Source organism: Micromonospora sp. NPDC047465, assembly GCF_040643125.1.
Taxonomy (GTDB): Bacteria; Actinomycetota; Actinomycetes; order Mycobacteriales; family Micromonosporaceae; genus Micromonospora.
Genome location: NZ_JBEYTP010000014.1, coordinates 60,821 through 81,158, shown reverse-complemented (window position 1 = coordinate 81,158; position 20,338 = coordinate 60,821). Strand labels below are relative to the sequence as shown.

Genomic DNA, 20,338 nt, shown 5'->3' with positions numbered 1-20,338 from the left:
ATCCCGTCCACCATCCATCCACCGAAAGGGAAGAACGCTCGATGAACAAGGCACTGCTGGTTTCCGACGCGGCCCACTTCCGCGTCGACTACGAGATCAACCCGTACATGCACACCGAGATCCAGCCCGACCACGCGGTGGCGATCCTCGAACACGAGCGCATCGTCGCCGCGCACCGGGCGGCGGGGCGCCGCATCGAGTACGTGACGTCGGCGCCGGAGTGCCCGGACATGGTCTTCACCGCCAACGCCGCCCTGGTACGGGGCCGTCGGGCCGTGCTGGGAGCACCACCACCGGAGCGCAAGGCGGAGCTGCCGTACTTCCAGGAGTGGCTGATCGACCACGACTTCGAGGTCCTGGAGGCGCCGTACCCGTTCAGCGGGCAGGGCGACGCCCTGGCCTGCGGCGACCTGCTGCTCGCCGGCTACGGCCAGCGGACCGACCGGCGGATGCATGCCGTGCTCGCGGGAGAGCTGGGCTACGAGATCGTGCCGCTGCGAACGGTGAGCCAGCAGTGGTACGACCTCGACCTGGCGGTCGGGGTCGTCGAGCCGGGGCGAACGCTCGCCTACTGCCCGGAGGCCCTCGACGAGCCGAGCCGCCATCGGCTGCGCGGCCTCGGCATGGACCTGATCGAGGTCTGCGTCGAGGAGGCGACGCGCTTCGCGCTCAACCTGGTCAGTGACGGCACCACCGTGACCATGACCAGGGGGGCGCCGCGCCTGGCGACCGCGCTGCGTGAGCGCGGCCTGCGGGTCGTCGAACTCGACACGACCGAGCTCGCCAAGGGCGGAGGCGGGGTCCGCTGCACCGCGCTGACCCTCGACAACCCCCTGCCGGCGAGGCCGTGATGGCGATGGGGAACGTCGGTCGGCTGCTCGCCGCCGGCGGGCGGGCACTCGCCGGCCGTGGCCTGGCGGCCCGCTCGCCACTGCCCGGGTCGCCGGAGCCGCCGGTGGCGCTGGTGTACCGGGGGCCGGCAACGCTGCCCGGCTGCCCGGAGGCGGTGGCGGCGCTGCTCAAGTCCAGCCGTTGGGGCTTCGACGTCCGGTACGTCGGCCCGGACGCCGACGACCTGCCGCTGACCCGGCGGGCACTGGCCGGGGCGACGCTCTACGCCCAGCCCGGTGGCGGCACCCTCAACCGCGGCTACCGCCACCTGAAGCGCCACCGCGACGAGATCAGGCAGTTCGTCCACTCCGGCGGGAGGTACCTCGGCATCTGCCTCGGCGGCTACCTCGCGGGGGCCACGCCCGGCTTCGGCCTCCTGCCCGGCGACACCGACCAGTACATCGCCTCGTCCGCCGCCACGGTCGACTCGGAGCGGAACACCGTCGTCCAGGTCTCCTGGCGCGGCCGGCAGCGGACGCTCTTCTTCCAGGACGGCCCGTACTTCTGGCTGCGCCCGAAGGCCGAGGCCGACGTCCTCGCGACCTACCCGAACGGCACGGTCGCCGCGATGGTCGCCCCCTTCGGCGCGGGCCGGGTCGCAGTCGTCGGCCCCCACCCCGAAGCCACCGACGACTGGTACGTCGACGCCGGGTTGCCGATCGCCGACCGGCTCGGCACGGATCTCGGCTGCGACCTGATCGACACCGTGATGAGGCCATGACACAGACCGTTTACCTCAGCCGCGCCGCCCTGGACCGCGCCGGCGACGCTCCGCCCGCGACGTCCGGGCGCTCCCGACTGCTCGGCGTGGACGCCGCGCGTGGCGTCGCGCTGTTCGGGATGATCGCCGTGCATTCGTTGTACCAGTCCGACGCCCTGGGCCGACCGACCTGGTCGTTCACCGTCTTCGGCGGTCGGGCGGCCGCCCTGTTCGCGGTGCTGGCCGGGGTCGGCATCGCGTTCATGACCGGTCGACGGCGGGTCCGCCTGACCGCCGGCGCGGGTCCGGTGGCGGCGCTCGTCGTCCGGGCCCTGGCCATCGGTGCGATCGGCTTGGCCCTGGGCTACGCCGACGCGTCCCTGGCGTCGGTGATCCTGCCGTACTACGCGGTGATGTTCGTGCTGGCCATCCCGCTGGTGTTCCTGCCGACCTGGTTGGTGGCGTTCACCGGCCTGGCCGTGGCCGCCGGCAGTCCCGTGCTCCGCCAGCTCCTGCTGCCGCAGCTGCCGGAGCCGACCTACGACAACCCGGCGTTCGCGCATCTCGTCGACGCTCCAGGCGCGCTGCTCACCGAGCTGTCGATGACGGGGGAATTCCCTGCGGTGACGTGGCTGGCGTACCTCTGCGCCGGGTTGGTGGTCGGGCGGCTGACCCTCACCCGGATGTCGGTGATCCTCGGCCTGCTCTACACCGGGGTCGCGCTCGCCGCGGCGGCGCCGGTGGTGTCGTGGGTCCTGCTGAACCGGTACGAGGGCCTGCAGCAGATCTGGTTCACGCAGCCGAAGAGCGGGTTGACCGTGGCCGAGACGAGCGGACTCCTCGCGCTCGGCGGGGACGGCAGCACGCCCACCTCGACGTGGTGGTGGCTCGCGGTCGACGCGCCGCACACCAGCACCCCGCTCGATCTGCTCGGCACGATCGGGAGCGCGATCGCCGTGCTCGCCGCCATGCTGCTCCTCGGCCACGTCGCACGGCGGGCGACCTCCGTGCTGCTGGTGCCCCTCGCCGCAGCCGGCAGCATGACGCTGACGCTCTACACCGCGCACATCGTGTTCATCAATTCCGACCTCGACACCCTCGAGCCCATGGCCGGATACGTCGCGCAGGTCGTGGCCATCGTGCTGATCGCGACCGCCTGGTGGGCAACCGCGGGCCGCGGCCCGCTGGAAGGGCTCGTGACGCTGCTCTCGCGAGGCGCGGGTCGACTGGTCACCCGGCCAGGCCGAGCATCGCGGGGTCGGGGCGGCATGTCGATGTACGCACGGCCGGCGCCGCCCTCCGCCGACCGGCACGCGACCGCCTGGCGGCGCGGCTGAACGGCAGGCGTGCGACATGGGACGGATCAGCTCGGGCCTGCTGCGGGAAGAGACCGGGCGGATCAGCCGACGACGCCTCGTCGTCGGTGCCGGCGCCGCCGGCACCCTGGCCGCCCTCGCCTGGGCCGGCATGTCGGCGGTCACCGGGAACGGCGACCGGCCGCTGGCACTGGTCTACCGGGGGGCGGCCGCCTGTTCCGGCTGCGCCGAGGCCGTGGCCGCCCTCCTGCGCAGCGCGCCGGGCGGGTTCCGCACCGAATACTGCGGCCCGGGCGAGCAGCGGCAGATCTCGCGGAGCACGCTGACCGAAGCGGCGGTCTACGCCCAACCCGGCGGCGGCAACGTCGGCCCGGCCTGGCGCAGGCTGCGTGACCACGCCGAGGACGTCCGTGGCTTCGTCCGCGACGGCGGCCACTACCTCGGTTTCTGCCTGGGGGCGTACCTCGCCGCCGCCCGGCCCGGCTTCGGGCTGCTCGACGGGAAGGTCGACCAGTACATCAGGACGGCCGGGGCGAGCGTCGACAGCGTCGACGACGCGGTGATCCCCGTCCGGTGGCGCGGCAGGACCCGGCACATGTTCTTCCAGGACGGGCCGACGCTCGAGCTGCGACCCGGGGCGCCGGGCATGGTGCTCGCCACCTACGACACCGGCGCACCCGCCGCCGTCGTCACCGCCTTCGGCGCCGGGCGGGTCGGACTCGTGGGACCGCACCCCGAAGCCGACCGGTCGTGGTACGCCGACGCCGAGCTGACCAACCCGGACGGCATCCGCCTCGACCTGGGCCATGACCTGGTGCGGAGCACGGTGGACGGGTGGGCCCCGGCGTCCGGTGGGAGCTGATCTCCCGGTGCCGTCACTCGCGCCGGTGCTGCCGGGGCAGCCAGCCCATGAACCGGTCCTGGAGGGTGGCCCCGGGCGCCGGCGTCAGGTCCTGGGCGGCGGCCGCGAGGCAGGAGCCCAGGTAGACGCTGAGCATGGCGCGGTCGACCCGGTACTCCTCCAGCAACCGGGCGCGCTTGGTGGTGCACGGCCAGTCGGCGCCGCAGGTGCCGCAGGTCCAGCCCGGCGTCACCGGCGCGTGATCGTCCACGGGGGACGTTGAGCCTTCCACACCACCGGTCATCGCACTCCCTCTCCGGTTCACGTGGCGGCCCGCCCCCGGCGGACCAGAGTCGACAATGGATGAGAGTCGTCCCCCCTGCGACGCCCCATCAGCGCCGCCGAACGCTACGGCGTTACGCGGTTGCGGTACGTTCACCAACCATGGCCATCGCGACGCTGACCGTGGACCAGGTGCTGGCCTGGCGGGCCGGCCGGCACCTGCTGCACCGGCCGACGGGCGTGGACCCCGTCGACGTGGTCGGCCGGCTCGTCGGCGTGCAGGCGCAGGCCGCCTCCGCCGCCGAGCAGGCCGTCGCCGCCCGGCAGGCCGATCCCCGGCCCGGGGCCGTCGCGGCCGCGCTCGCGGGGCGTCGGCTGCTGCGCACCTGGGCGATGCGCGGCACCCTGCACGTGCTGCGCGTCGAGGACGCGCCCGCCTGCCTGTCCCTGCTGGCCGCCGGCCGGTTCTGGGAGAAGGGCTCGTGGCAGCGCACCTTCGTGACCGTGGACCGGCTCGCGGCGATCGCCGAGTCGGCCGCCGCCGCGCTGGACGGCCGGACGCTGACCCGGGAGCAGCTCACCGCCGAGATCGTGGAACGCACCGGCGACCGGACGGTCGCCGCACACCTCGACTCCGGGTGGGGGGCCGTGCTCAAGCCGCTGGCCTGGCAGGGCCTGCTGGTGCAGGGGCCGACCGAGGGCAACCGGGTCACCTTCACCCGGCCGGAGACGCTGCTGCCCGACTGGCCCGGCCTGCCCGACCCCGAGGAGGCCGCGTCCCGGGTGGTGCCGGCCTGGCTGGGCGCGTACGGGCCGGCGAGCGCGGAGACATTCGACCAGTGGCTGAGCCGGGGCGGCTCGAAGCGGGCCGCGCTGCGCGGCTGGTTCGCCCGGCTCGTCGACGCGGGCGAGCTGGTGCCGGTGACCGTCGACGAGCGGCCGGCGTACGCCCGGGCGGTCGACGTGGACGAGATCGCCGCCGCCCGCCCCGACGACGCCGTACGCCTGCTGCCCGCCTTCGACCAGTGGGTGCTCGGGCCGGGCACGAAGGACACCACGATCCTCCCGGCCGACCGACGCGCCTCCGTCAGCCGGGCCGCAGGCTGGATCTCGCCGGTGGTGGTGCACCGGGGACGGGTGGTGGGCACCTGGGAGGCCCGCGACGGCGAACCGGTGGTGGACCTGTGGCCGGAGTCGCCGCCGGTGCCGGCCGGCGGGCTCGACGCCGAGCGGGCGCGCGTGCGGGCGTACCTCTCGGGGGGTGGCGATGCGTGACCTGCTGCCGCCGTCGGTGGCGGTGGCGGTGGCCGGGCCGGCGGACTGGACGGGCGAGTTGCTGCCGGCCGAGCGGGCGTGCCTCAGCGACCGGGCGGTGGAGAGCCGCCGCCGCGACTTCACCGCCGGGCGGGTGTGCGCCCGCCGCGCGATGGCGGCGCTCGGCGTGCCCCCGGCCCCGGTGCCGGCTGCGGCCGACCGGTCGCCGGTCTGGCCGGCGGGCGTGGTCGGCGCCATCACCCACACCCGGGACTACTGCGCGGCCGTCGCGGCCCGCGGCGCCGAGGTCCGGTCGGTCGGCATCGACGCCGAGCGGCACAAGGAGCTCAACTCGGGCGTACGCCGGCTGATCTGCCTGCCCGAGGAGGAGGACCGGTTCGCCCGTCTGCCGGCGGGGACCTCCTGGCCGGCGGTGGTGTTCAGCGCGAAGGAGACGGTCTACAAGGTGTGGCATCCGATCGTCGGCACCTGGCTGGACTTCCACGACGCCCTGGTGGAACTCGACCCGGACGCCGGCACGTTCACCGCCCGCATCACGCCGGCCCGGATCGACGCCGCCCCGGTGGCCGACCCGCCGACCCTGGTCACCGGCCGGTTCAGCGTCGACGACGCCCTGGTGCGCACCGCCGCCGTGCTGCTGCCCCGCTGACCCGCCACCGGGGCCATGGCCCCTTCGACCCGGCATGGGACCCGTTCAGGGGACGACGCCGGGCCGCCGGAGACGCGAGGATGTTCCGTTGTCCGCGCACGGTAGCGTCAGCCGCGTTTGCCGTCGTCGTCAGGTGCCTAGGAGTACGGTGAGTCACCCCCAGCCCCCATACGGGCCGCAGGATCCCTACCAGCCGAGCCCGGAGCAGCAGCCACAGCCGTACCCGCCGGCACCGATGCCGCAGTTCCCCGCCAACCAGGGCGGTTACCCGCCCCAGCCGCCGGTCTCCGGCGGCCCCCAGCCCGCGGGCGACCCGTGGGCCCCGCTCCCGCCCGTGCCGCAGCAGCCGGCCAACGACCCGTGGGCCGCACCCCAGCCGCCGGTCTCCGGCGCGCCGCAGCCGCCGGTGTCCGGCGTGCCCGGCGAGCCGTGGGCGCAGCCACCCGTCTCCGGCGCGCCGCAGCCGCCGGTGTCCGGGACGCCGGCCGAGCCGTGGGCCCCACCGCACCAGCCGACGTCCGGGATGCCGCAGCCGCCGATCTCCGGCACGCCGTACCCGCAGGTGACGTCCGGCGCGCCCGGCTACCCGCTCGGCCCGCCGCAGCCGGTCGCGCCGCCGAACAACAAGAAGAAGACCGTCCTGATCATCGCGATCGTGGCGGTCGTGCTGACCCTGCTCTGCTGCGTCGGCGGCATCGCGGCGGTCGTCGCCGGCGCCGACAAGGCGAAGGACGACCTGGAGAAGGCCCTGCCCACCCCGGCGACCACCAACGCCGCGCCGGGCGGGGCCCCCGCCACCAGCGCCGCGCCGGGCAAGGACGACGAGACCTACAACATGAAGCCGGGCGACACGCTGGTCCTCTCCGACGACGAGGGGACCCTCGAGGTCACGGTCACCCGGTTCACCACCTCCACCAAGGGCTGCCGGGAGTACGCTCCGGACCCCGACAAGGGCATGTACCTGATCGCCCACGTCACCGCCACGGTGACCAAGGGCAAGGGCTCGATCAACCCGTTCTACTTCGAGTGGGTGGCCTCGGACGGCACCACGACCAACGGCCTGGCCAGCGCGCTCTCCGGCTGCGGCGACACGCTGAGCTCCGGCAACAACCTGCGCGAGGGCAGCAAGCGTACGGGCACCGTGGTGTTCGACGTCCGCGACAAGAACGGCGCGCTGGAGTACAAGCACAGGTTCGAGAGCGCCGGCTCCTGGAAGCCGTAGTCCGCACCCGCTGACGGGAGGCCGGTCCCCTCGGGGGCCGGCCTCCCGCGCTGTCCGGGCCGTGCGCCGCCGGCGTGCCGGTGCGCGGTCAGCGGCCCTGCTCCAGCAGGTCGGCGACCGTGATCAGCGGAGTCACCAGGGACGGCACCAGGGCCGGGTCGGCCAGCCGGCCGCGCCGGTAGGTGATCAGCTCCGCGCCGCGCACGCTCCAGGCCGGCACCGCCCCCGCCAGGTGCGCGCCGATCAGGGTCGGCCCGACCAGGGCCTGCTGACCCGGGGCCGCCGCGCCCACCCGCCACTGCCGGTCGAACTCCTCGTGCCCGGTGGCGTAGCTGTCGCTGCCGAACAGCGCGCGACCCAGCTTCGAGAACACGTGGCGCGGCGCGACCGCCAGCGGCGGGAACTGCCGCCGCAGCCACACCGAACAGACGACGTACGTGTGGGTCTGCGAGGTGGTCGTCTGGTTGCCGTCCGCGCCGGTCGAGGTCTGCGTCTCCGTGTACGCGTACTCGGCCACCCCCACCGGGCGACCGTGCAGCATCCCGGCCAGCGCGAACCGCACGCCCCGGCGGCTGCGGCCCGGCACCCGGTCGGTCCAGGCGACCTGCGGTCTCTCGGCGTACGTCCAGCCGTACCGGGCGGCCCACTGCCGCCACCGGTCCCGCCGTTCCCGCTCCTGACGGTGGGTCGTCACGACCAGCGCGGTGAGCCCGACCCCGAGGAGGACGGCGAACGCCCCGCAGCCGGCGAACAGGAAAACGCTCATCAATCGATCCACGGGCGGCAGCGTAGTGACCGCCCGCACGAGCGCCGGCCGTCGGGACGCCGGGCGGGGTTCATCTCGACGCGATGCCTCGCCTTCGTCACCCGCAGTCGCGGCGACCCCTGATCCCACCCCTGTCGTCCACCCGGTTCGTTGAACCGCCCCCCGGCGTGCTGTTCAGTTCCCACCGGTGCGGTCGACGATGACGGTGCTGAATCTCTGCTGGCACACCGAAGAGGGATCCACAGTGAACAGAGGGAAGACGGTCCTGCGCCGGATCGGCGCGACCGTGAGCGCGATGCTGCTGGTCGCCGGGGCCGTGGTCGTCGGGGCCACCCCGGCCTCGGCCGCGAACTACTACTACGAGCTGCCGTACCCGGCCGGCGAGTCCTACCGGGTCACCCAGGGGCCGGAGGGCACGTACTCGCACGTCGGCGCGTACAACGAGTACGCCTGGGACTTCGGGCTGCCGGCGAACTACGAGGTCTCCGCCTCCCAGGCGGGCACCATCATCATGTCGAACTGGTCGCCGTACTGGCAGAACGGCATCGAGGTGATCATCCGGCACTCGAACGGCCAGTGCACCCACTACGCGCACCTGAACCGGGCGATCTACAACGCCGGCACCTGGGTCCCGCAGGGCCGGGTCATCGGCTGGTCGGGCAGCACCGGCGCGTCCACCGCACCGCACCTGCACTTCCAGGTCATCAACTGCAGCACCCGCGTGGGCATCCCCGCCACGCTCCAGGGCTGGACGCCGTGGACCGGCACCTGGCCGGTCAGCGTCAACTACTACGCCTGACCGACGACGCCCTCCCACGTGTCCTGCTCGCCCGATGACAGCGAGCGGGACACGTGGGATTCGGCGGGTTCACCGGACGACAGGGACCATCACACGGCGCGCCGACCGGCCGCCGTCCCCTGACCGCCCCTGGTTCCGGGCGGGCAAGGATTCGCGCGCCGACCTGCACGAACGCGGAGCCCGTCCACGGCGGCACCGGCGTCAGAAAAGGCCCGTTCCAGCCGAAGACACCCAGACGGCGCTCAACGCCTCGGTGACCGGCCCCAGCCGCTGATCGGGGTTTCCACCGAGGGGCGGGCGGGGACGCGGGTCGGGAGGCGCGGACAGCACCCTGGTCCGCCGAAGCGACAGGGAGGCGACATGAGCTTGGAGAGGGCGAAGGACAAGGTCGAGCGGGTCGCCGGCGCCGCCAGGGCGCGGATGGGCGACATGGCACAGGGCGAGCGGGCACAGGCGGAACGGGTGGCGAAGCGGGACGAGATACGGGGCAACCAGCCCGGCGAGCACGTTCAGGAGGACGCTCGGGACGCGCGGGACAACTTCACCACCTGACCCGGCACGTCGCCACGCCCCCGGCCGCGCGCCGGGGGCGGTGCTCCATGTCGGGGGCTATCCGGAGAAGTCGCGTCGCGGGTCGAAGAGCCCGATGGGGTGTGCGGTCGCGCCGCTCGTCGCCAGGTCGGCGAGGATCTCCCCGACCACCGGGACGAACTTGAAGCCGTGCCCGGAGAACCCGCACGCGACGGTGACCTGCGGGTGCCGCGGGTGCGTCGCGATCACGAAGTGCTGGTCCGGCGTGTTGGTGTACATGCACGTCGCGGCCCGCAGGAACCGGCCCGGAAGGGTCGGCAGGACCCCGGCGAGATGTTGCCGCATGTCCTGCACCTCCTCCGGGTGCACCTGCCGGTCGATGGTGTCCGGCGTGCAGACCGCACCGCCACGGAAGAAGGCCACCTTGGCGCCGCCGTCGGGCCCGTCGATGGCCGGGAAGCCGTACACCTGCGTGCCGGCGGCGTCCTCGTGGATGTAGATGGGTTGCCGCCCGGGCTCGAAGGGGCCGACCCCGGTCTCCGGCTGGAACCAGTACATGATCTGCCGCTCGACCGTCAACGGCACGCCGAGATCGGCGAGGAGTTCGGGTGCCCAGGCGCCAGGACAGACGACGAGCCGGCCGGCGGTGTAGGAACCCTTCTCGGTCGTCACGCGTACGCCGCCCTCGGGCAGCGCCTGCCAGCGCGTGACCGGCTCGCCGTAGCGCAGGTCGGCACCGTGCCGGGCGGCGAGGTCGAGGTGAGCGGTGACGGTCGCCTCGGGGCGCACGAAGCCCGCCTTGGCTTCGAAGAGCGCCAGCTCGTCGTCCCCGGGGCTGAACGTCGGGAAGCGGCGGCGCAGCTCACCCGCGTCGAGGATCTCGTGCGGCAGGTCCCACTCGCGCGACGCGCGCAGGCTGCCGGCGAAGGCGAGGCTCTCCGGTCGGCCGACGAACACCCCGCCGGTGAGCGAGATGATCTCCTGCCCGGCGTCGTGTTCCAGCTTTTCCCACAGCTCGTACGCCCGGAGCAGGAGCGGTACGTAGGCCGGGTCCTCGAAGTACGACTGCCGGATGATGCGCGAGCCGCCGTGGCTGGACCCTTGGTCGTGCGCCCGGCCGAACCTCTCCAGACCGAGCACGCGCTGCCCCCGCACGGCCAGATGGTAGGCGGCGCTGCTGCCCATCCCACCGAGCCCCACGACGATGACGTCGTAGACCGACATGTCCGCTCCCTCCCACCTTCGGGCATCATCGGCAAACGGTGCAGATCAGGCCCGCTGCTACCGTACGCGGGCTCGGCAAAGATCGAGCTCAAGGCCGAGGGCCTGATTGACGGCCAGCAGGGCAAGGGCGTCTACGTCGCCAACCCGCTTCCCCGGTAAGCCGGGGTCGCTCTCCGAGGCGCGACGCCTCGCTTACAAGGCGCTTCCGGCAAAGGTCGCAACGTCCGCTGGCGTCCGCTGGGTTCGGGTCGGAGGCGACATCCGTCCGCACTCATCCGGCTTCGGCCGCCATCGTTGATGTCAACGACTGATGTCAGCCGCTACCGTTGCTCCCTGCCCGTTGCTGGTAGAACCGCCCGCATGAATCAACTGACCGACCCGCTGGCCGGGGTCGACGAGGTCCCGTGGGAATCGCTGCACCACGCCCACGGCCCGGCCGTCGACGTACCGGACCAGTTACGTGCGTTGCGCTCGGCGGAGGTGCCGGTCCGGCGCCGCGCCTTGTCCGAGCTGTTCGGCAACGTCTACCACCAAGGCACCCGGTGGGGGGCGAGCTGTCACGTGGTGCCGTTCCTGGTAGCGCTCACCGACGACCTGGACAGCCCGGACCGGGCAGCGGTGGCCAACCTGCTCCGGTCGGTGGTGCTCGGCGACCGGCGCGACGACGAGCTGCCATTCGATCCGCAGCAGACCTTCGCCGCCGCCGAGGGGATCACCGACGAACAGACGGCGCTGGTGGCGCAGCATCTGGAGGCCGAAGACCTGTTCGAGCACGAGGAAGCCGCGGAACTGGCTGACAACGTAGCGGTCCGCTGGGAGGCCGACGCCTTCCATGCTGGAGCCCGGCACACCGACCGGTACGTCCGCTGGCTCACCGATCCGGACCCGCATCTGGCCGGGTACGCCGCCGAACTACTCGCCTGGTTCCCACCCGACGAGGCCGCGTTGGCCGGACTCATCGCAGTCCCGGATGACGAGGCCCGCGCCGCCACCCGGGCCAGCGCCAACCTGACCCTCGCCCACTGTCCGGCCGGCTCCGAGCGGATCGACGCCTGCCTCCGGGAGATGCTGTCCGCAAACGCTGCGGCCGTCCGGGTTACGGCCGCGGTGGGACTGGCATACCGACTCGGTGACCAGCTACCCGACCTCGCTCTCGACGTCCTCACCGACGCCCGCACCTCGGACTTCGATGCCGACGTACCCGGCTGGGACCGGTCGGTGCGCGGGTTCGTGGCCATCGCGTTGCACCGACTGGGTCTCGGCTGACTTGGCCCTGTGGCACACGGTTTAGGAAGGCGGTGCGGGCTAGAGGCAGACCACAGCCTTGGCCTGCGGCGAACACCTACGTCTGCGGCTTCAACACCAGCACCATTGCACGTACCAAGGCTGCGAGGAGAAACGATGGGTCGTCTAGCTCCGGGCGTTGATCCCGCGCAATTCTGCCAGGGCATACCGACCATCCACGAAACAGAGGTCGCGACCTGTTCCCTCGGCGATGCCTGCCCACGTCCCACCAGCTTCCATCCGCGCGGCTTTGACTTCTGCCAGAGTGACGGTTGCGAGCTCTGCCCATCGGGCCCCGCCTGGTTGGAGTGACCTACTATCCGACCAGGGTCGATACCCGTAGAGGGGGCGACGGGGATCGAATTTCGCACCACCAGTTGGAAATCATCGGCTGCCTGATCCGTCCGTTGTGGCTGGCCATCGGCGGTGTGGCGGTCCCGTTCCTGCCCGCTGGTGACCGCAGGCTTCCGGCACGTGGCTGGCACGGCTCGCCCTGGCCGCGGTCCGCCGGCGTTTGTTCCTGTGAGCTACGGTGCTGTCGCCCGATCTCGATCAACTGAAGGAGTGTCAGAGTGGAGCCGTTGGGGATCTCGCATGACGCCTTCGGTCGGCTTCGCCTCGCCGACTTCATAGCGGCGGAGCACCTTGAGCAACTCCACGGCTGGGAGTACCTGGACCGTTGCTGGGTCGGGGAGGCGTCGGACTTCACGGAGTGGCTTCGTCTCGAGTCGGCTCCCGGCGTGACGCGTTCGGTAGCGATCGACCTCGTCGCCCTGCCGGAGTCAACGGTCCAGAGCATGATCGGCATGCTCCAGCTCCCCCTGCGGGCAGGGCAGGGCCAAGAGGAGATCACCGGCGTGCTTGGCGAGCCCATCGGCACACGGAGTTTCGTGCGGGATCGGGTCACCCTCATCTTCCGCATTGGCGCTGCGGAGCCCTACGAACTGAGCTGCACCATTCACGAGGAGCAGGGGCTGATCTACCTGACGATGCATCCCACGCCGCTGCCGGATTAGCTCGCGGCCAGCCCCATACCTGCGGGCGACGACTGCTGCACTTCGCTGCTGCACAAGATCCAAAAGGCCGTCTCCCACGACGGGAAACGGCCTTTGAACTGGGTGGAGCTGAGGGGATTTGAACCCCTGACCCCCTCGATGCGAACGAGGTGCGCTACCGGTCTGCGCCACAGCCCCTCCGCCGGCGAACCGGCGTCGGTCCCACCCGGCTTTCACCGGGCGGGCCGGCGACAAGGCTAACAGGTCGACCGCCCCCACCGCGAATCCACCCCCGGCGCGGCGGGATCTTGGCGAGAACCGACCCACGGAGGACGGGAGCGGCGACGCCGGATGCGGACATCCGGGCCGCGCCGGAAACGGACATTCAGGCCGAGTGGGTGCCGCGACCGGACTGGTACGGGCGCCCCCGCAGGCCGCCCGTGCGCCGGTAGGACACGGAGCCGCCGTTGGCCGCCGCGGGCAGGTCGGCCGGCCGGTCCAGGCCCATCGCCGCGCGGCGTACCACCTCGCGCTGGGCCGCCAGGCGGCGCTGGGCCTCCCGGCGGGCCGCCGCCCGACGGGCCTGCTCCCGCCGCACCTCGGCCTGCCGGGCGGCCAGCCAGGCCGCCTCCCGGGCCTGCGCCCGCCGCCGCCGGCGATCCGCCACCGCCCGCGCCCGCAGGTGTACGACGTACGCGACCAGCAGGGTGGCGGTGACCCCGAAGCTGATCCAGAAGCCGGGGCCGACCACGATCACGCCGATCAGCTCGACGAAGTTGAGCAGCAGCAGCGCGGCGAGCACCCGGCGCCGGCGGTAGACGGCGGGGGTGTGCTGCCGGCGGGGCGGCGGCCGGCGGCGGGTCTTCTTCTTCCCGGCGGGCGGCACGGCGCGCAGCCGGCTCGACCGGCGGGCGGCGGGCGGCGCGGAGACCGGGGCCGCGAGACCCCCCGCGTCCTTGCTCTCGGCCAGTGTGACGACGAGGGATCGGGGCGGGTGGACCGGCCGCCGCCCCGGGACAGTACGGCGCCGCCGGCGGCGCTGGAGCACCCGCGCCGTCGACTGCGCCCGCTCCGCCACCAGCCGCTCGGTGGCGTCGTACCGGCGGACCAGCGCCGGCGCGAGGGCGAGCAGGCCGGCGGCGGCGAGGACGGCGAGGAGCACCGAGGTCGGCACCCTCACCCCTCCCGTCACCGAATTCGGAGCAACCGCCGCCCGACCGCAGGATCTTCCACCGAGCGTGGTCGGGTGCGTGGATCGTACGGGTGGAGCAGCGCTTGCCACAGCTTGCAGTCACTTGAGGTTACGGGCCGCCGACGCGGATGGTGACGCGCCGCGCCGATCCCGTCCGTGGGACGGCTCACCCCGCGCTGGCGCGGATCCGGTGCCAGCGGCCCAGCAGGCCGCCCTCGGCGGCGACCTCCTCACTGGTCATCGCGTATCCGATGTGGTCCCGCCACGCACCGTCGATGTGCATGTAGCGCACGTGGTACGACTCCTCGCGGAAGCCCAGCTTCTCCACCACCCGGCGGGACGGCCGGTTCTCGGGGCGGATGTTCACCTCGACCCGGTGCAGCCCGGCCGGGCCGAAGGCGTGGTCGACGGCGAGGGCCAACGCGGTCGGGATGATGCCGCGACCGGCCACCCGGGAGTCGACCCAGTAGCCGACGTACCCGGAGCAGAACGCCCGCCGGACGATGCTGCCCACGTTGAGGTGGCCGACCAGCCGTTCCCGGCCGTCCTCGCGCAGGCAGACCGCGAACGGCATCCCCTCGCCGCTGCGCGCCGACCGGCGCTGGTCGCGGTGCACCCAGCGGAACGCGGCCGGCGAGTTCAGCTCGTGCCAGCTTCCCGGCAGGGACGACTCCCACGGCGCGAGCCACTCCCGGTTGGCGCGGCGCACCTCCGACCAGGCGGCGGCGTCCGCCCGCCGGTAGGGCCGCAGCACCACCGGGCCGTCGGTCAGCACCGCCGGCCACCCCGGCGCCCGCCCACCCCCGAACAGATTCACCGCGTCAGCTTCCGCTCACGACCGCGTCACCGCAAGCGCACTCCCGCCCGCACCGCGCCGTCCGTCCCGCCGCGCCCGGGAGGCCACGCTCACCGGCGCCGGTCCAGCAGGAGGACGTCCACGGTGGACCCGGCCGCCGCGGTGGTCACCCGCTCGCCGAGCACCAGCAGGCCGTTCGCCTCGGCCAGCCCGGAGAGGGTGTACGGCCCGCCGTTGAGCGGCTGGACCGTGTAGCCGCCGCCGCGCCGCTCGGCGACGTGCGCGGGGCGGAACTCGCGCAGTCCGACCGGGGACGAGATCGTCTCCAGCAGGTGCGCGCGGACGCTGGGCCGGAACACCGGTTCCGCCCCGGCGAGCAGGTTTATCGCCGGGCGGGCCAGCACCTCGAAGCCGATCAGGGCGGCGCCCGTGTCGCCGGGCAGGCACACCACCGGCACCTCCTCGGCGCCGACCGTGCCGAAGCCGAGGGAGGTGCCGGGATAGAGCGCCACCTCGGTGAACGCGACCGGCCCGGCCCGGGCGCCCTCCCGGCGGGAGAGGATCCGCCGCACCATGTCGCCCGGCCCGGTGCCGGTGCCCCCCGTGGTGATGATCAGGTCGGCGCGCAGCGTCTGGTCCTCCAGCAGCCCGCGCAGCCCCTCCGGGTCGTCGTCGCAGATGCCCACCCGGTACGCCAGGGCGCCCACCTCGGCCGCCGCCGCGGTGAGCGCGTGCGAGTTGGCGTCGACCGTCTGGCCGGGCTGGCTGCCCCGGCCCACGTCGACCAGTTCGTCGCCGGTGGCCACGATGACCACCCGGGGGCTGGGCCGGACCACCACGTGCCCGATGCCGGTGGCGGCGAACACCGCGACCAGCGCCGGGGAGACGTAGGTGCCGGCCCGGGCCAGCAGGGTCCCGGCGGGCAGCTCCTCGCCGGCCCGGCGCACCCCGTAGCCGCGCTTGGGGACGCGGAAGATCTCCACCGCGGCCATGCCCTGGTCGGTCCACTCGACGGGGACCACCACGTCCGCGGCGAGCGGCAGCGGCGCCCCGGCGGCGACGGAGAAGCACGCGCCGGGGGTGAGCCGCACCGGGCGCCAGCTCGCCGCGCCGAGGTCGCCGACGACGTTGAGCCGGACGTTACGCCCGCCCGGCCCGCCGGACTGGGTCGGGACGTAGCCCACGCCCCGGCCGCCTCCGGAGATGTCCTCCCAGCGGGCCGCGTACCCGTCCACGGCCGCCTGGTCGAAGGCCGGGAAGGAGTGCGGCGCGACGACGTCCTCGGCGAGGACGTTGCCGTGCGCCTGGGTGAGGTCGAGGTCGAGCGGAGGCAGCGCGCGTAACCTGCGCAGCACGCTGCCCAGGTAGTCGGCGAGCGGCGTCAACTCGTTCGCGGCCGCCTCGGCGTCGGCCGACGCTGTCATGTACCAGTCACGCCCGACACGTCGGAGTTGACGAACTCGGCCAGCCACTTGCGGAACTCGCCGCCGAGGTCGTCGCGCTCGGCGGCGATCTGCACCACGGTCTGGAGGTAGCCCAGCGGCATGCCGGTGTCGTAGCGGGTGCCCCGGTAGACGATCGCGTGCACCGGCGTGCCCTCGTTGCGCAGCAGCTCCATCGCGTCGGTCAGCTGGATCTCCCCGCCGCTGCCCGGCTTCGTGCGCCGGATCGCGTCGAAGATGCTGGCGGGCAGCACGTAGCGGCCCAGCACCGCGAGGTTGCTCGGCGCGTCCTCCGGCTTCGGCTTCTCCACCATGCCGGTGACCCGGACGACCTCGCCGATGTCGGTCAGTTCCGCCTCCGCCGGCTCGACCGAGGCGATGCCGTAGCGCTTGGTCTCGGAGGGGTCGACCTCGAAGAAGGCCAGCACGACGCCGCCGGTGCGTGCCTGGAGCTCCAACATGGCCGGCAGCAGCGGCTCGGACTGCTTCACGAACTCGTCACCCAGCAGCACCGCGAAGGGCTGGTCGCCGACGTGCGACTCGGCGTACCCGACGGCGTGGCCGAGGCCGAGCTGCTCGGGCTGGCGGCAGGTGTAGATCTCGGCCAGCTCGCTGGGGCGGCGGACGGCGGCCAGCCGCTCGGCGTCGCCCTTCTCCTCCAGCCGGGCCTCCAGGTCGGGGCGGCGGTCGAAGTGGTCCACCATCGACGTCTTGCCCCGCCCGGTGATCAGCAGGACGTCGCCGATGCCGGCCTGGGTGGCCTCCTCGACGATGTACTGCAGCACCGGCCGGTCGACCACCGGGAGCAGCTCCTTGGGCACCGCCTTCGTGGCCGGCAGGAACCGGGTGGCCAGTCCGGCGGCCGGGATGACTGCTTTGACCGCGCGGGAGCGACCGGTTGCGGCGGTCGCCGTTGAGGGGTTCGCTGAGTGCTCCGACATGCCGCGAGACTATCGGCCACGGCTCTGCCGTGGAGGGTGAGGACCGGAAGACGCGCCGCCGTTCGTGCCGGGCCGCGCGGGACCGGGTCCGGCCGGCGCGGCCCGGGGCTCGGCCCCGGGCCCGGCCGGCGCGCCGCGCGGCTCGGCGTCGACCGGATCGGCCGGTTCGGGGCGGGTCCGGGCCGGCTGGCGCGGGGCGCCGGCGCGCGGCATCCCGTCCTCGGGGCTGACCGCGCCCGCCGGGACGGGGATCTCCCGGGCCGGCTGGTCGGCCCGGCCGTGGGCGACCGGCTCCTCGCCGGCCCGGCCGCCACCCGCCCGCTCCCCGCCGGCCCGAGCGGCGTCCGCCTGTTCCCCGCCGGCCCGAGCGGCGTCCGGCCGCTCGTCGTCCGCCCGGCCCGGATCCGCCCGCTCGCCGTCGGACCGGTCGTCGGCGATCCGCCAGGTGTCCCGGCCGGCCGCCTTGGCGGCGTAGAGCGCGTCGTCGGCGGCGTCCAGCACCTCCTGGCCCGTGCTGGCGTGGCCGGGATAGACGGCGATGCCGATGGAGACGGTCACCGCGATGGCCACGGGCGCGCCCCCGCCGTGCCCGTCGGCCGCGATCGGGGCCTCCCGGATCGCCGCGCCGAGCCGCTCCGCGACGATCGCCGCCCCCCGGGCGTCGGTCTCCGGCAGCAGCACCACGAACTCCTCGCCGCCCTGCCGGAAGGCCAGGTCGACCTCGCGGATCTCGCCCCGCACCCGGCGGGCGAACTCGGCCAGCACGGCGTCGCCGGCCGCGTGCCCGTGCGTGTCGTTGACGTCCTTGAACCGGTCCAGGTCGAGGGCGAGGACGCTGAGCATCCGGCCGAACCGGTTCGCCCGCTCGACCTCCCGGCGGATCGACTCCCGCAGGTAGCGGTAGTTCCAGAGCCCGGTCAGCGGGTCGGTCAGCGAGAGACGCTGCGCCTCCTCGTGCACCCGCACGTTGTCCACCGCCACGGCGGCGTGGCCGGCGAAGGTCCGCAGGGTAACCAGGTCGTCGTCGTCGAACTCGTCCGCGCCGAGCCGGTCGTAGAGGGCCAGCACACCGAGCGCCCCGGCCGAGGAGGCCGGCTCCGACGACCCGGGCCGGGCGGTCGGAGCGTCCGCGCGGGCGGCGTCGACCGGGCCCGTAGCGCCCGGGGCGGCGAACGGCACCGCGACGTACGTCCGGCAGCGCGGCTCGCCCGGCGGCACGGCGGAGGACTCCGCCCGGCCGCGCTGCGGCTCGCCGGTCGCCGCGACGGCCCCGAGCACGCCGCTGCCCAGCGGCACCCGCAGCGGCCCGGCCCGTTCGTCGGGCGGGCAGCGGCCGTCCAGCCCCTCCGCGCACTGCGCCACGAGCACCCCGCCGTCGTCGACCAGCAACACCGCGCCGGCGCGGGCGCCCGTCGCCGCGATCGCGCTGTGCAGGATCACCCGCAGGATGCGTTGCAGGTCGTGCGTGCTGGCCAGGGTGTCCCCCAGCACCGCGAGATGCCCGCGCAACTGGTCGCGGCTGCTGGTCAGCGCCGCCACGTAGGTGCCGGTCTCCCGGGTCATCCGGTTGAACGCGCCGGCCAGCCGGCCGATCTCGTCGCGGCTGCGCACCGGCACCCGGACGGTCAGGTCGCCGAGGGCCACCCGGTCCACCGCGCCCGCCAACTCCACCAGCGGCCGGGTGGTCACCCGGGCCAGCCGCCCGGCGGCCACCACGGCCAGCAGGGCCGCCACGAGCACCGCCGCGACCAGGGCGGCGTACAGGCCGGGCGGCTGGTCGCTGGGGACCGAGAGCACGAGCGGCAGGGGCTGCCCGGCGGACGGGCCGACCCGGCGGACGTACCGGCCGTCGGCGGTCTCGGTGACCCGCTCGCCGTCGACGGTGCCGGCGGCGGCGAGCACGGCGTCGCGTACCCCGGTCGACTCGGTGGTGTGGGCGAGCCGGACGGGCGCCTCGGCGTCGTCGAGCAGGGTGACCGCCACGCCGGTCACGGCCGCGAGCCGCGCCACGAAGGCCGGGTCGACCGGATGCGCCGCGGCGACCGTGCCCAGCGACCCGCCGGAACGGTCGCGCAGGTCGACCCGGACGGCGAGCGCCCGCACCGGGCCGGCGGCCGGCGCGGCGGTGGAGCAGTCCCGCCAGGGCTCCGGCGGCCCGCCCGGCGAGGCGTAGGTGACCTGGCCGGCCACGTCGGTGACCCGCACGGCAGCCGCCAGGCCGCGGCTGACCACCTGGCCCGCGGCGCCGGGCCGGTCGCCGGTCAGGGCCACCGCGTCGGCGGCGGCCCGCAGCTGCTGGCAGAGGGCGTCGACCGAGGTGCGCACGGTCGCGGCGGCCACCGCCAGCCGCTCGGTGGAACGACTCCGGTCGACGGCCACCACGGTCGAACCGACGAAGAACGCCCCGAGCAGGACCGGGCCGAGCACCACCGCCAGGAAGGCTGTGGTCAACCGCCCGCGTAGCGTCACTCGGTCCCCCCGGAAGTTCCGCCGCCGTCGCTTGCGATGCTGACACAGAGCGACCAGGTGACAAACGTTGCGTCAGGAGTGTTGCGTGCCCGATTTTTCTCATGAAGCGGAAGCGGCGAAGCGGGACGTGCGCGCCGCCGTGCTCGCCGCCCGCCGGGCGCTGGCCGCGCCGACGCGGGCCGAGGCCGCCGGGCGCGTCCAGGCCGAGCTGGTGGCTCTCGTACGCCGGCTGCGCCCGCGCCGGATGACGGCGTACGTGCCGGTCGGCTCCGAGCCGGGCGGGCCCGACCTGCCGGCGGTGCTGCACGCGGCGCTGCCGCCGGGGGCCGAGCTGCTACTGCCGGTGCTCTGTGCCGACCTCGACCTGGACTGGGCGGCCTGGGCCGGGGCGGACGCGCTGGTGGCCGCCGGCCGGGGCATGCGCGAGCCGGCGGGGCCACGACTGGGCCGGGACGCGGTGGCGGCGGCCGAGCTGGTGGTGGTGCCGGCGCTGGCGGTGGACCGCCGGGGGCGGCGGCTGGGCCGGGGCGGCGGCTCGTACGACCGGGCACTGGCCCGGGTGCCCGCGACCGCGCTGACCGTGGTGCCGCTGCACGACGGGGAGTTGGTCGGGTCGCTGCCCGCCGAGCCGCACGACCGCCCGGTGCGCGCGGTGGTCACTCCCGCCGACGGCCTGCGTACGCTTGACGCCGCCCCCCGGGACGCGGCGGGTCGCGCCTGAGG

At 74.2% G+C, this 20,338-nt stretch carries 20 protein-coding genes, 1 tRNA gene and 1 pseudogene; 13 read left to right on the top strand and 9 right to left on the bottom strand.

Translation table 11 applies throughout. The features are described 5' to 3' along the window. Positions 1-41: 41 nt before the first annotated feature. Genes ABZ793_RS15460 through ABZ793_RS15445 form a run of 4 tightly spaced genes read left to right on the top strand, consistent with a single transcriptional unit; the run spans position 42 to position 3,769 of the window. A complete protein-coding gene (locus ABZ793_RS15460; RefSeq protein WP_357457232.1) occupies positions 42-851 on the top strand; it encodes an arginine deiminase-related protein in 810 nt (269 codons plus the stop codon). Then, complete coding sequence (locus ABZ793_RS15455) at positions 851-1,612, top strand: BPL-N domain-containing protein (protein ID WP_357457230.1); 762 nt, start codon at positions 851-853, stop codon at positions 1,610-1,612. The genes ABZ793_RS15460 and ABZ793_RS15455 overlap by 1 nt, the downstream gene beginning before the upstream one ends. Then, positions 1,609-2,928, top strand: a complete 1,320-nt coding sequence (locus ABZ793_RS15450; protein WP_357457228.1) for a heparan-alpha-glucosaminide N-acetyltransferase domain-containing protein — start codon at positions 1,609-1,611, stop codon at positions 2,926-2,928. The genes ABZ793_RS15455 and ABZ793_RS15450 overlap by 4 nt, the downstream gene beginning before the upstream one ends. Positions 2,929-2,944: 16 nt before the next feature. Beyond that, positions 2,945-3,769: a BPL-N domain-containing protein gene (locus ABZ793_RS15445; RefSeq protein ID WP_357457226.1), complete on the top strand. Its 825-nt coding sequence runs from the start codon at positions 2,945-2,947 to the stop codon at positions 3,767-3,769. Positions 3,770-3,782: 13 nt separating this feature from the next. Here the strand turns inward: ABZ793_RS15445 and ABZ793_RS15440 are convergent, their stop codons facing one another. Continuing rightward, on the bottom strand, positions 3,783-4,019 hold the full coding sequence (locus tag ABZ793_RS15440) for a hypothetical protein (RefSeq protein ID WP_357457224.1): 237 nt from the start codon (positions 4,017-4,019) through the stop codon (positions 3,783-3,785). A 173-nt stretch (positions 4,020-4,192) separates the two neighbouring features. Here ABZ793_RS15440 and ABZ793_RS15435 point away from each other — a divergent pair, with 173 nt between their 5' ends. The 3 genes from ABZ793_RS15435 (at position 4,193) to ABZ793_RS15425 (ending at position 7,176) form a co-directional block, all read left to right on the top strand. Next, positions 4,193-5,305: a crosslink repair DNA glycosylase YcaQ family protein gene (locus ABZ793_RS15435; protein WP_357457222.1), complete on the top strand. Its 1,113-nt coding sequence runs from the start codon at positions 4,193-4,195 to the stop codon at positions 5,303-5,305. Then, on the top strand, positions 5,298-5,954 hold the full coding sequence (locus ABZ793_RS15430) for a 4'-phosphopantetheinyl transferase superfamily protein (RefSeq protein ID WP_357457220.1): 657 nt from the start codon (positions 5,298-5,300) through the stop codon (positions 5,952-5,954). Before ABZ793_RS15435 ends, ABZ793_RS15430 begins: the two co-directional genes overlap by 8 nt. A 148-nt stretch (positions 5,955-6,102) precedes the next feature. Then, on the top strand, positions 6,103-7,176 hold the full coding sequence (locus tag ABZ793_RS15425) for a DUF4352 domain-containing protein (RefSeq protein ID WP_357457218.1): 1,074 nt from the start codon (positions 6,103-6,105) through the stop codon (positions 7,174-7,176). Positions 7,177-7,264: 88 nt separating this feature from the next. Here ABZ793_RS15425 and ABZ793_RS15420 read toward each other — a convergent pair whose 3' ends face one another. Further along, positions 7,265-7,942 (bottom strand): hypothetical protein, encoded by a 678-nt coding sequence (locus ABZ793_RS15420; RefSeq protein WP_357457216.1) that lies wholly within the window; start codon positions 7,940-7,942, stop codon positions 7,265-7,267. Between the two features lie 244 nt (positions 7,943-8,186). Here ABZ793_RS15420 and ABZ793_RS15415 point away from each other — a divergent pair, with 244 nt between their 5' ends. Together ABZ793_RS15415 and ABZ793_RS15410 are read left to right on the top strand one after the other, a co-directional pair. Next, positions 8,187-8,741 carry a M23 family metallopeptidase gene (locus ABZ793_RS15415; RefSeq protein ID WP_350701427.1) on the top strand — a complete coding sequence of 185 codons (555 nt, stop codon included), beginning with the start codon at positions 8,187-8,189 and terminating at the stop codon, positions 8,739-8,741. Between the two features lie 360 nt (positions 8,742-9,101). After that, complete coding sequence (locus ABZ793_RS15410) at positions 9,102-9,293, top strand: general stress protein CsbD (RefSeq protein WP_350701431.1); 192 nt, start codon at positions 9,102-9,104, stop codon at positions 9,291-9,293. A gap of 57 nt (positions 9,294-9,350) precedes the next feature. On the opposite strand, the gene solA is transcribed toward ABZ793_RS15410, so the two are convergent. Continuing rightward, positions 9,351-10,496 carry an N-methyl-L-tryptophan oxidase gene (gene solA, locus ABZ793_RS15405; protein ID WP_357457213.1) on the bottom strand — a complete coding sequence of 382 codons (1,146 nt, stop codon included), beginning with the start codon at positions 10,494-10,496 and terminating at the stop codon, positions 9,351-9,353. 81 nt (positions 10,497-10,577) lie between these two features. On the opposite strand from solA, the pseudogene ABZ793_RS15400 reads away from it, so the two are divergent. The 3 genes and pseudogenes from ABZ793_RS15400 to ABZ793_RS15390 form a co-directional block, all read left to right on the top strand. Continuing rightward, positions 10,578-10,655, top strand: a pseudogene (locus tag ABZ793_RS15400) (GntR family transcriptional regulator); the annotation flags it as partial. A gap of 201 nt (positions 10,656-10,856) precedes the next feature. Then, positions 10,857-11,762 carry a hypothetical protein gene (locus ABZ793_RS15395; protein ID WP_357457211.1) on the top strand — a complete coding sequence of 302 codons (906 nt, stop codon included), beginning with the start codon at positions 10,857-10,859 and terminating at the stop codon, positions 11,760-11,762. A 590-nt stretch (positions 11,763-12,352) separates the two neighbouring features. After that, positions 12,353-12,796 carry a hypothetical protein gene (locus ABZ793_RS15390; RefSeq protein ID WP_357457209.1) on the top strand — a complete coding sequence of 148 codons (444 nt, stop codon included), beginning with the start codon at positions 12,353-12,355 and terminating at the stop codon, positions 12,794-12,796. A gap of 103 nt (positions 12,797-12,899) precedes the next feature. Here ABZ793_RS15390 and ABZ793_RS15385 read toward each other — a convergent pair. The 6 genes from ABZ793_RS15385 to ABZ793_RS15360 form a co-directional block, all read right to left on the bottom strand. Then, positions 12,900-12,973: transfer RNA gene (locus ABZ793_RS15385), tRNA-Ala, on the bottom strand. Positions 12,974-13,160: 187 nt separating this feature from the next. Then, complete coding sequence (locus tag ABZ793_RS15380) at positions 13,161-13,955, bottom strand: hypothetical protein (protein WP_357457207.1); 795 nt, start codon at positions 13,953-13,955, stop codon at positions 13,161-13,163. A 178-nt stretch (positions 13,956-14,133) separates the two neighbouring features. After that, positions 14,134-14,784 (bottom strand): GNAT family protein, encoded by a 651-nt coding sequence (locus tag ABZ793_RS15375; RefSeq protein WP_357457205.1) that lies wholly within the window; start codon positions 14,782-14,784, stop codon positions 14,134-14,136. An 89-nt stretch (positions 14,785-14,873) separates the two neighbouring features. After that, entirely contained in the window at positions 14,874-16,187 is a 1,314-nt protein-coding gene (gene glp / locus ABZ793_RS15370) for a gephyrin-like molybdotransferase Glp (protein ID WP_357457203.1), read from the bottom strand. After that, positions 16,184-17,146: a UTP--glucose-1-phosphate uridylyltransferase gene (locus ABZ793_RS15365; RefSeq protein ID WP_350701440.1), complete on the bottom strand. Its 963-nt coding sequence runs from the start codon at positions 17,144-17,146 to the stop codon at positions 16,184-16,186. Before ABZ793_RS15365 ends, glp begins: the two co-directional genes overlap by 4 nt. A gap of 9 nt (positions 17,147-17,155) precedes the next feature. Continuing rightward, on the bottom strand, positions 17,156-19,615 hold the full coding sequence (locus ABZ793_RS15360; RefSeq protein WP_357457200.1) for a diguanylate cyclase: 2,460 nt from the start codon (positions 19,613-19,615) through the stop codon (positions 17,156-17,158). An 85-nt stretch (positions 19,616-19,700) separates the two neighbouring features. Between ABZ793_RS15360 and ABZ793_RS15355 the strand changes: the two genes are divergently transcribed. Beyond that, the gene (locus ABZ793_RS15355) at positions 19,701-20,336 is read left to right on the top strand and encodes a 5-formyltetrahydrofolate cyclo-ligase (RefSeq protein ID WP_357457198.1); all 636 of its coding nucleotides are present in this window, start codon (positions 19,701-19,703) and stop codon (positions 20,334-20,336) included. Positions 20,337-20,338 lie beyond the last annotated feature (2 nt).

Coding starts and splice junctions, on each gene's coding strand:
- ABZ793_RS15460 (WP_357457232.1), top strand. CDS start 42: ATGAACAAGGCACTGCTGGTTTCCGACGCGGCCCACTTCCGCGTCGAC.
- ABZ793_RS15455 (WP_357457230.1), top strand. CDS start 851: ATGGCGATGGGGAACGTCGGTCGGCTGCTCGCCGCCGGCGGGCGGGCA.
- ABZ793_RS15450 (WP_357457228.1), top strand. CDS start 1,609: ATGACACAGACCGTTTACCTCAGCCGCGCCGCCCTGGACCGCGCCGGC.
- ABZ793_RS15445 (WP_357457226.1), top strand. CDS start 2,945: ATGGGACGGATCAGCTCGGGCCTGCTGCGGGAAGAGACCGGGCGGATC.
- ABZ793_RS15435 (WP_357457222.1), top strand. CDS start 4,193: ATGGCCATCGCGACGCTGACCGTGGACCAGGTGCTGGCCTGGCGGGCC.
- ABZ793_RS15430 (WP_357457220.1), top strand. CDS start 5,298: ATGCGTGACCTGCTGCCGCCGTCGGTGGCGGTGGCGGTGGCCGGGCCG.
- ABZ793_RS15420 (WP_357457216.1), bottom strand. CDS start 7,942: ATGAGCGTTTTCCTGTTCGCCGGCTGCGGGGCGTTCGCCGTCCTCCTC.
- ABZ793_RS15410 (WP_350701431.1), top strand. CDS start 9,102: ATGAGCTTGGAGAGGGCGAAGGACAAGGTCGAGCGGGTCGCCGGCGCC.
- solA (WP_357457213.1), bottom strand. CDS start 10,496: ATGTCGGTCTACGACGTCATCGTCGTGGGGCTCGGTGGGATGGGCAGC.
- ABZ793_RS15395 (WP_357457211.1), top strand. CDS start 10,857: ATGAATCAACTGACCGACCCGCTGGCCGGGGTCGACGAGGTCCCGTGG.
- glp (WP_357457203.1), bottom strand. CDS start 16,187: ATGACAGCGTCGGCCGACGCCGAGGCGGCCGCGAACGAGTTGACGCCG.
- ABZ793_RS15365 (WP_350701440.1), bottom strand. CDS start 17,146: ATGTCGGAGCACTCAGCGAACCCCTCAACGGCGACCGCCGCAACCGGT.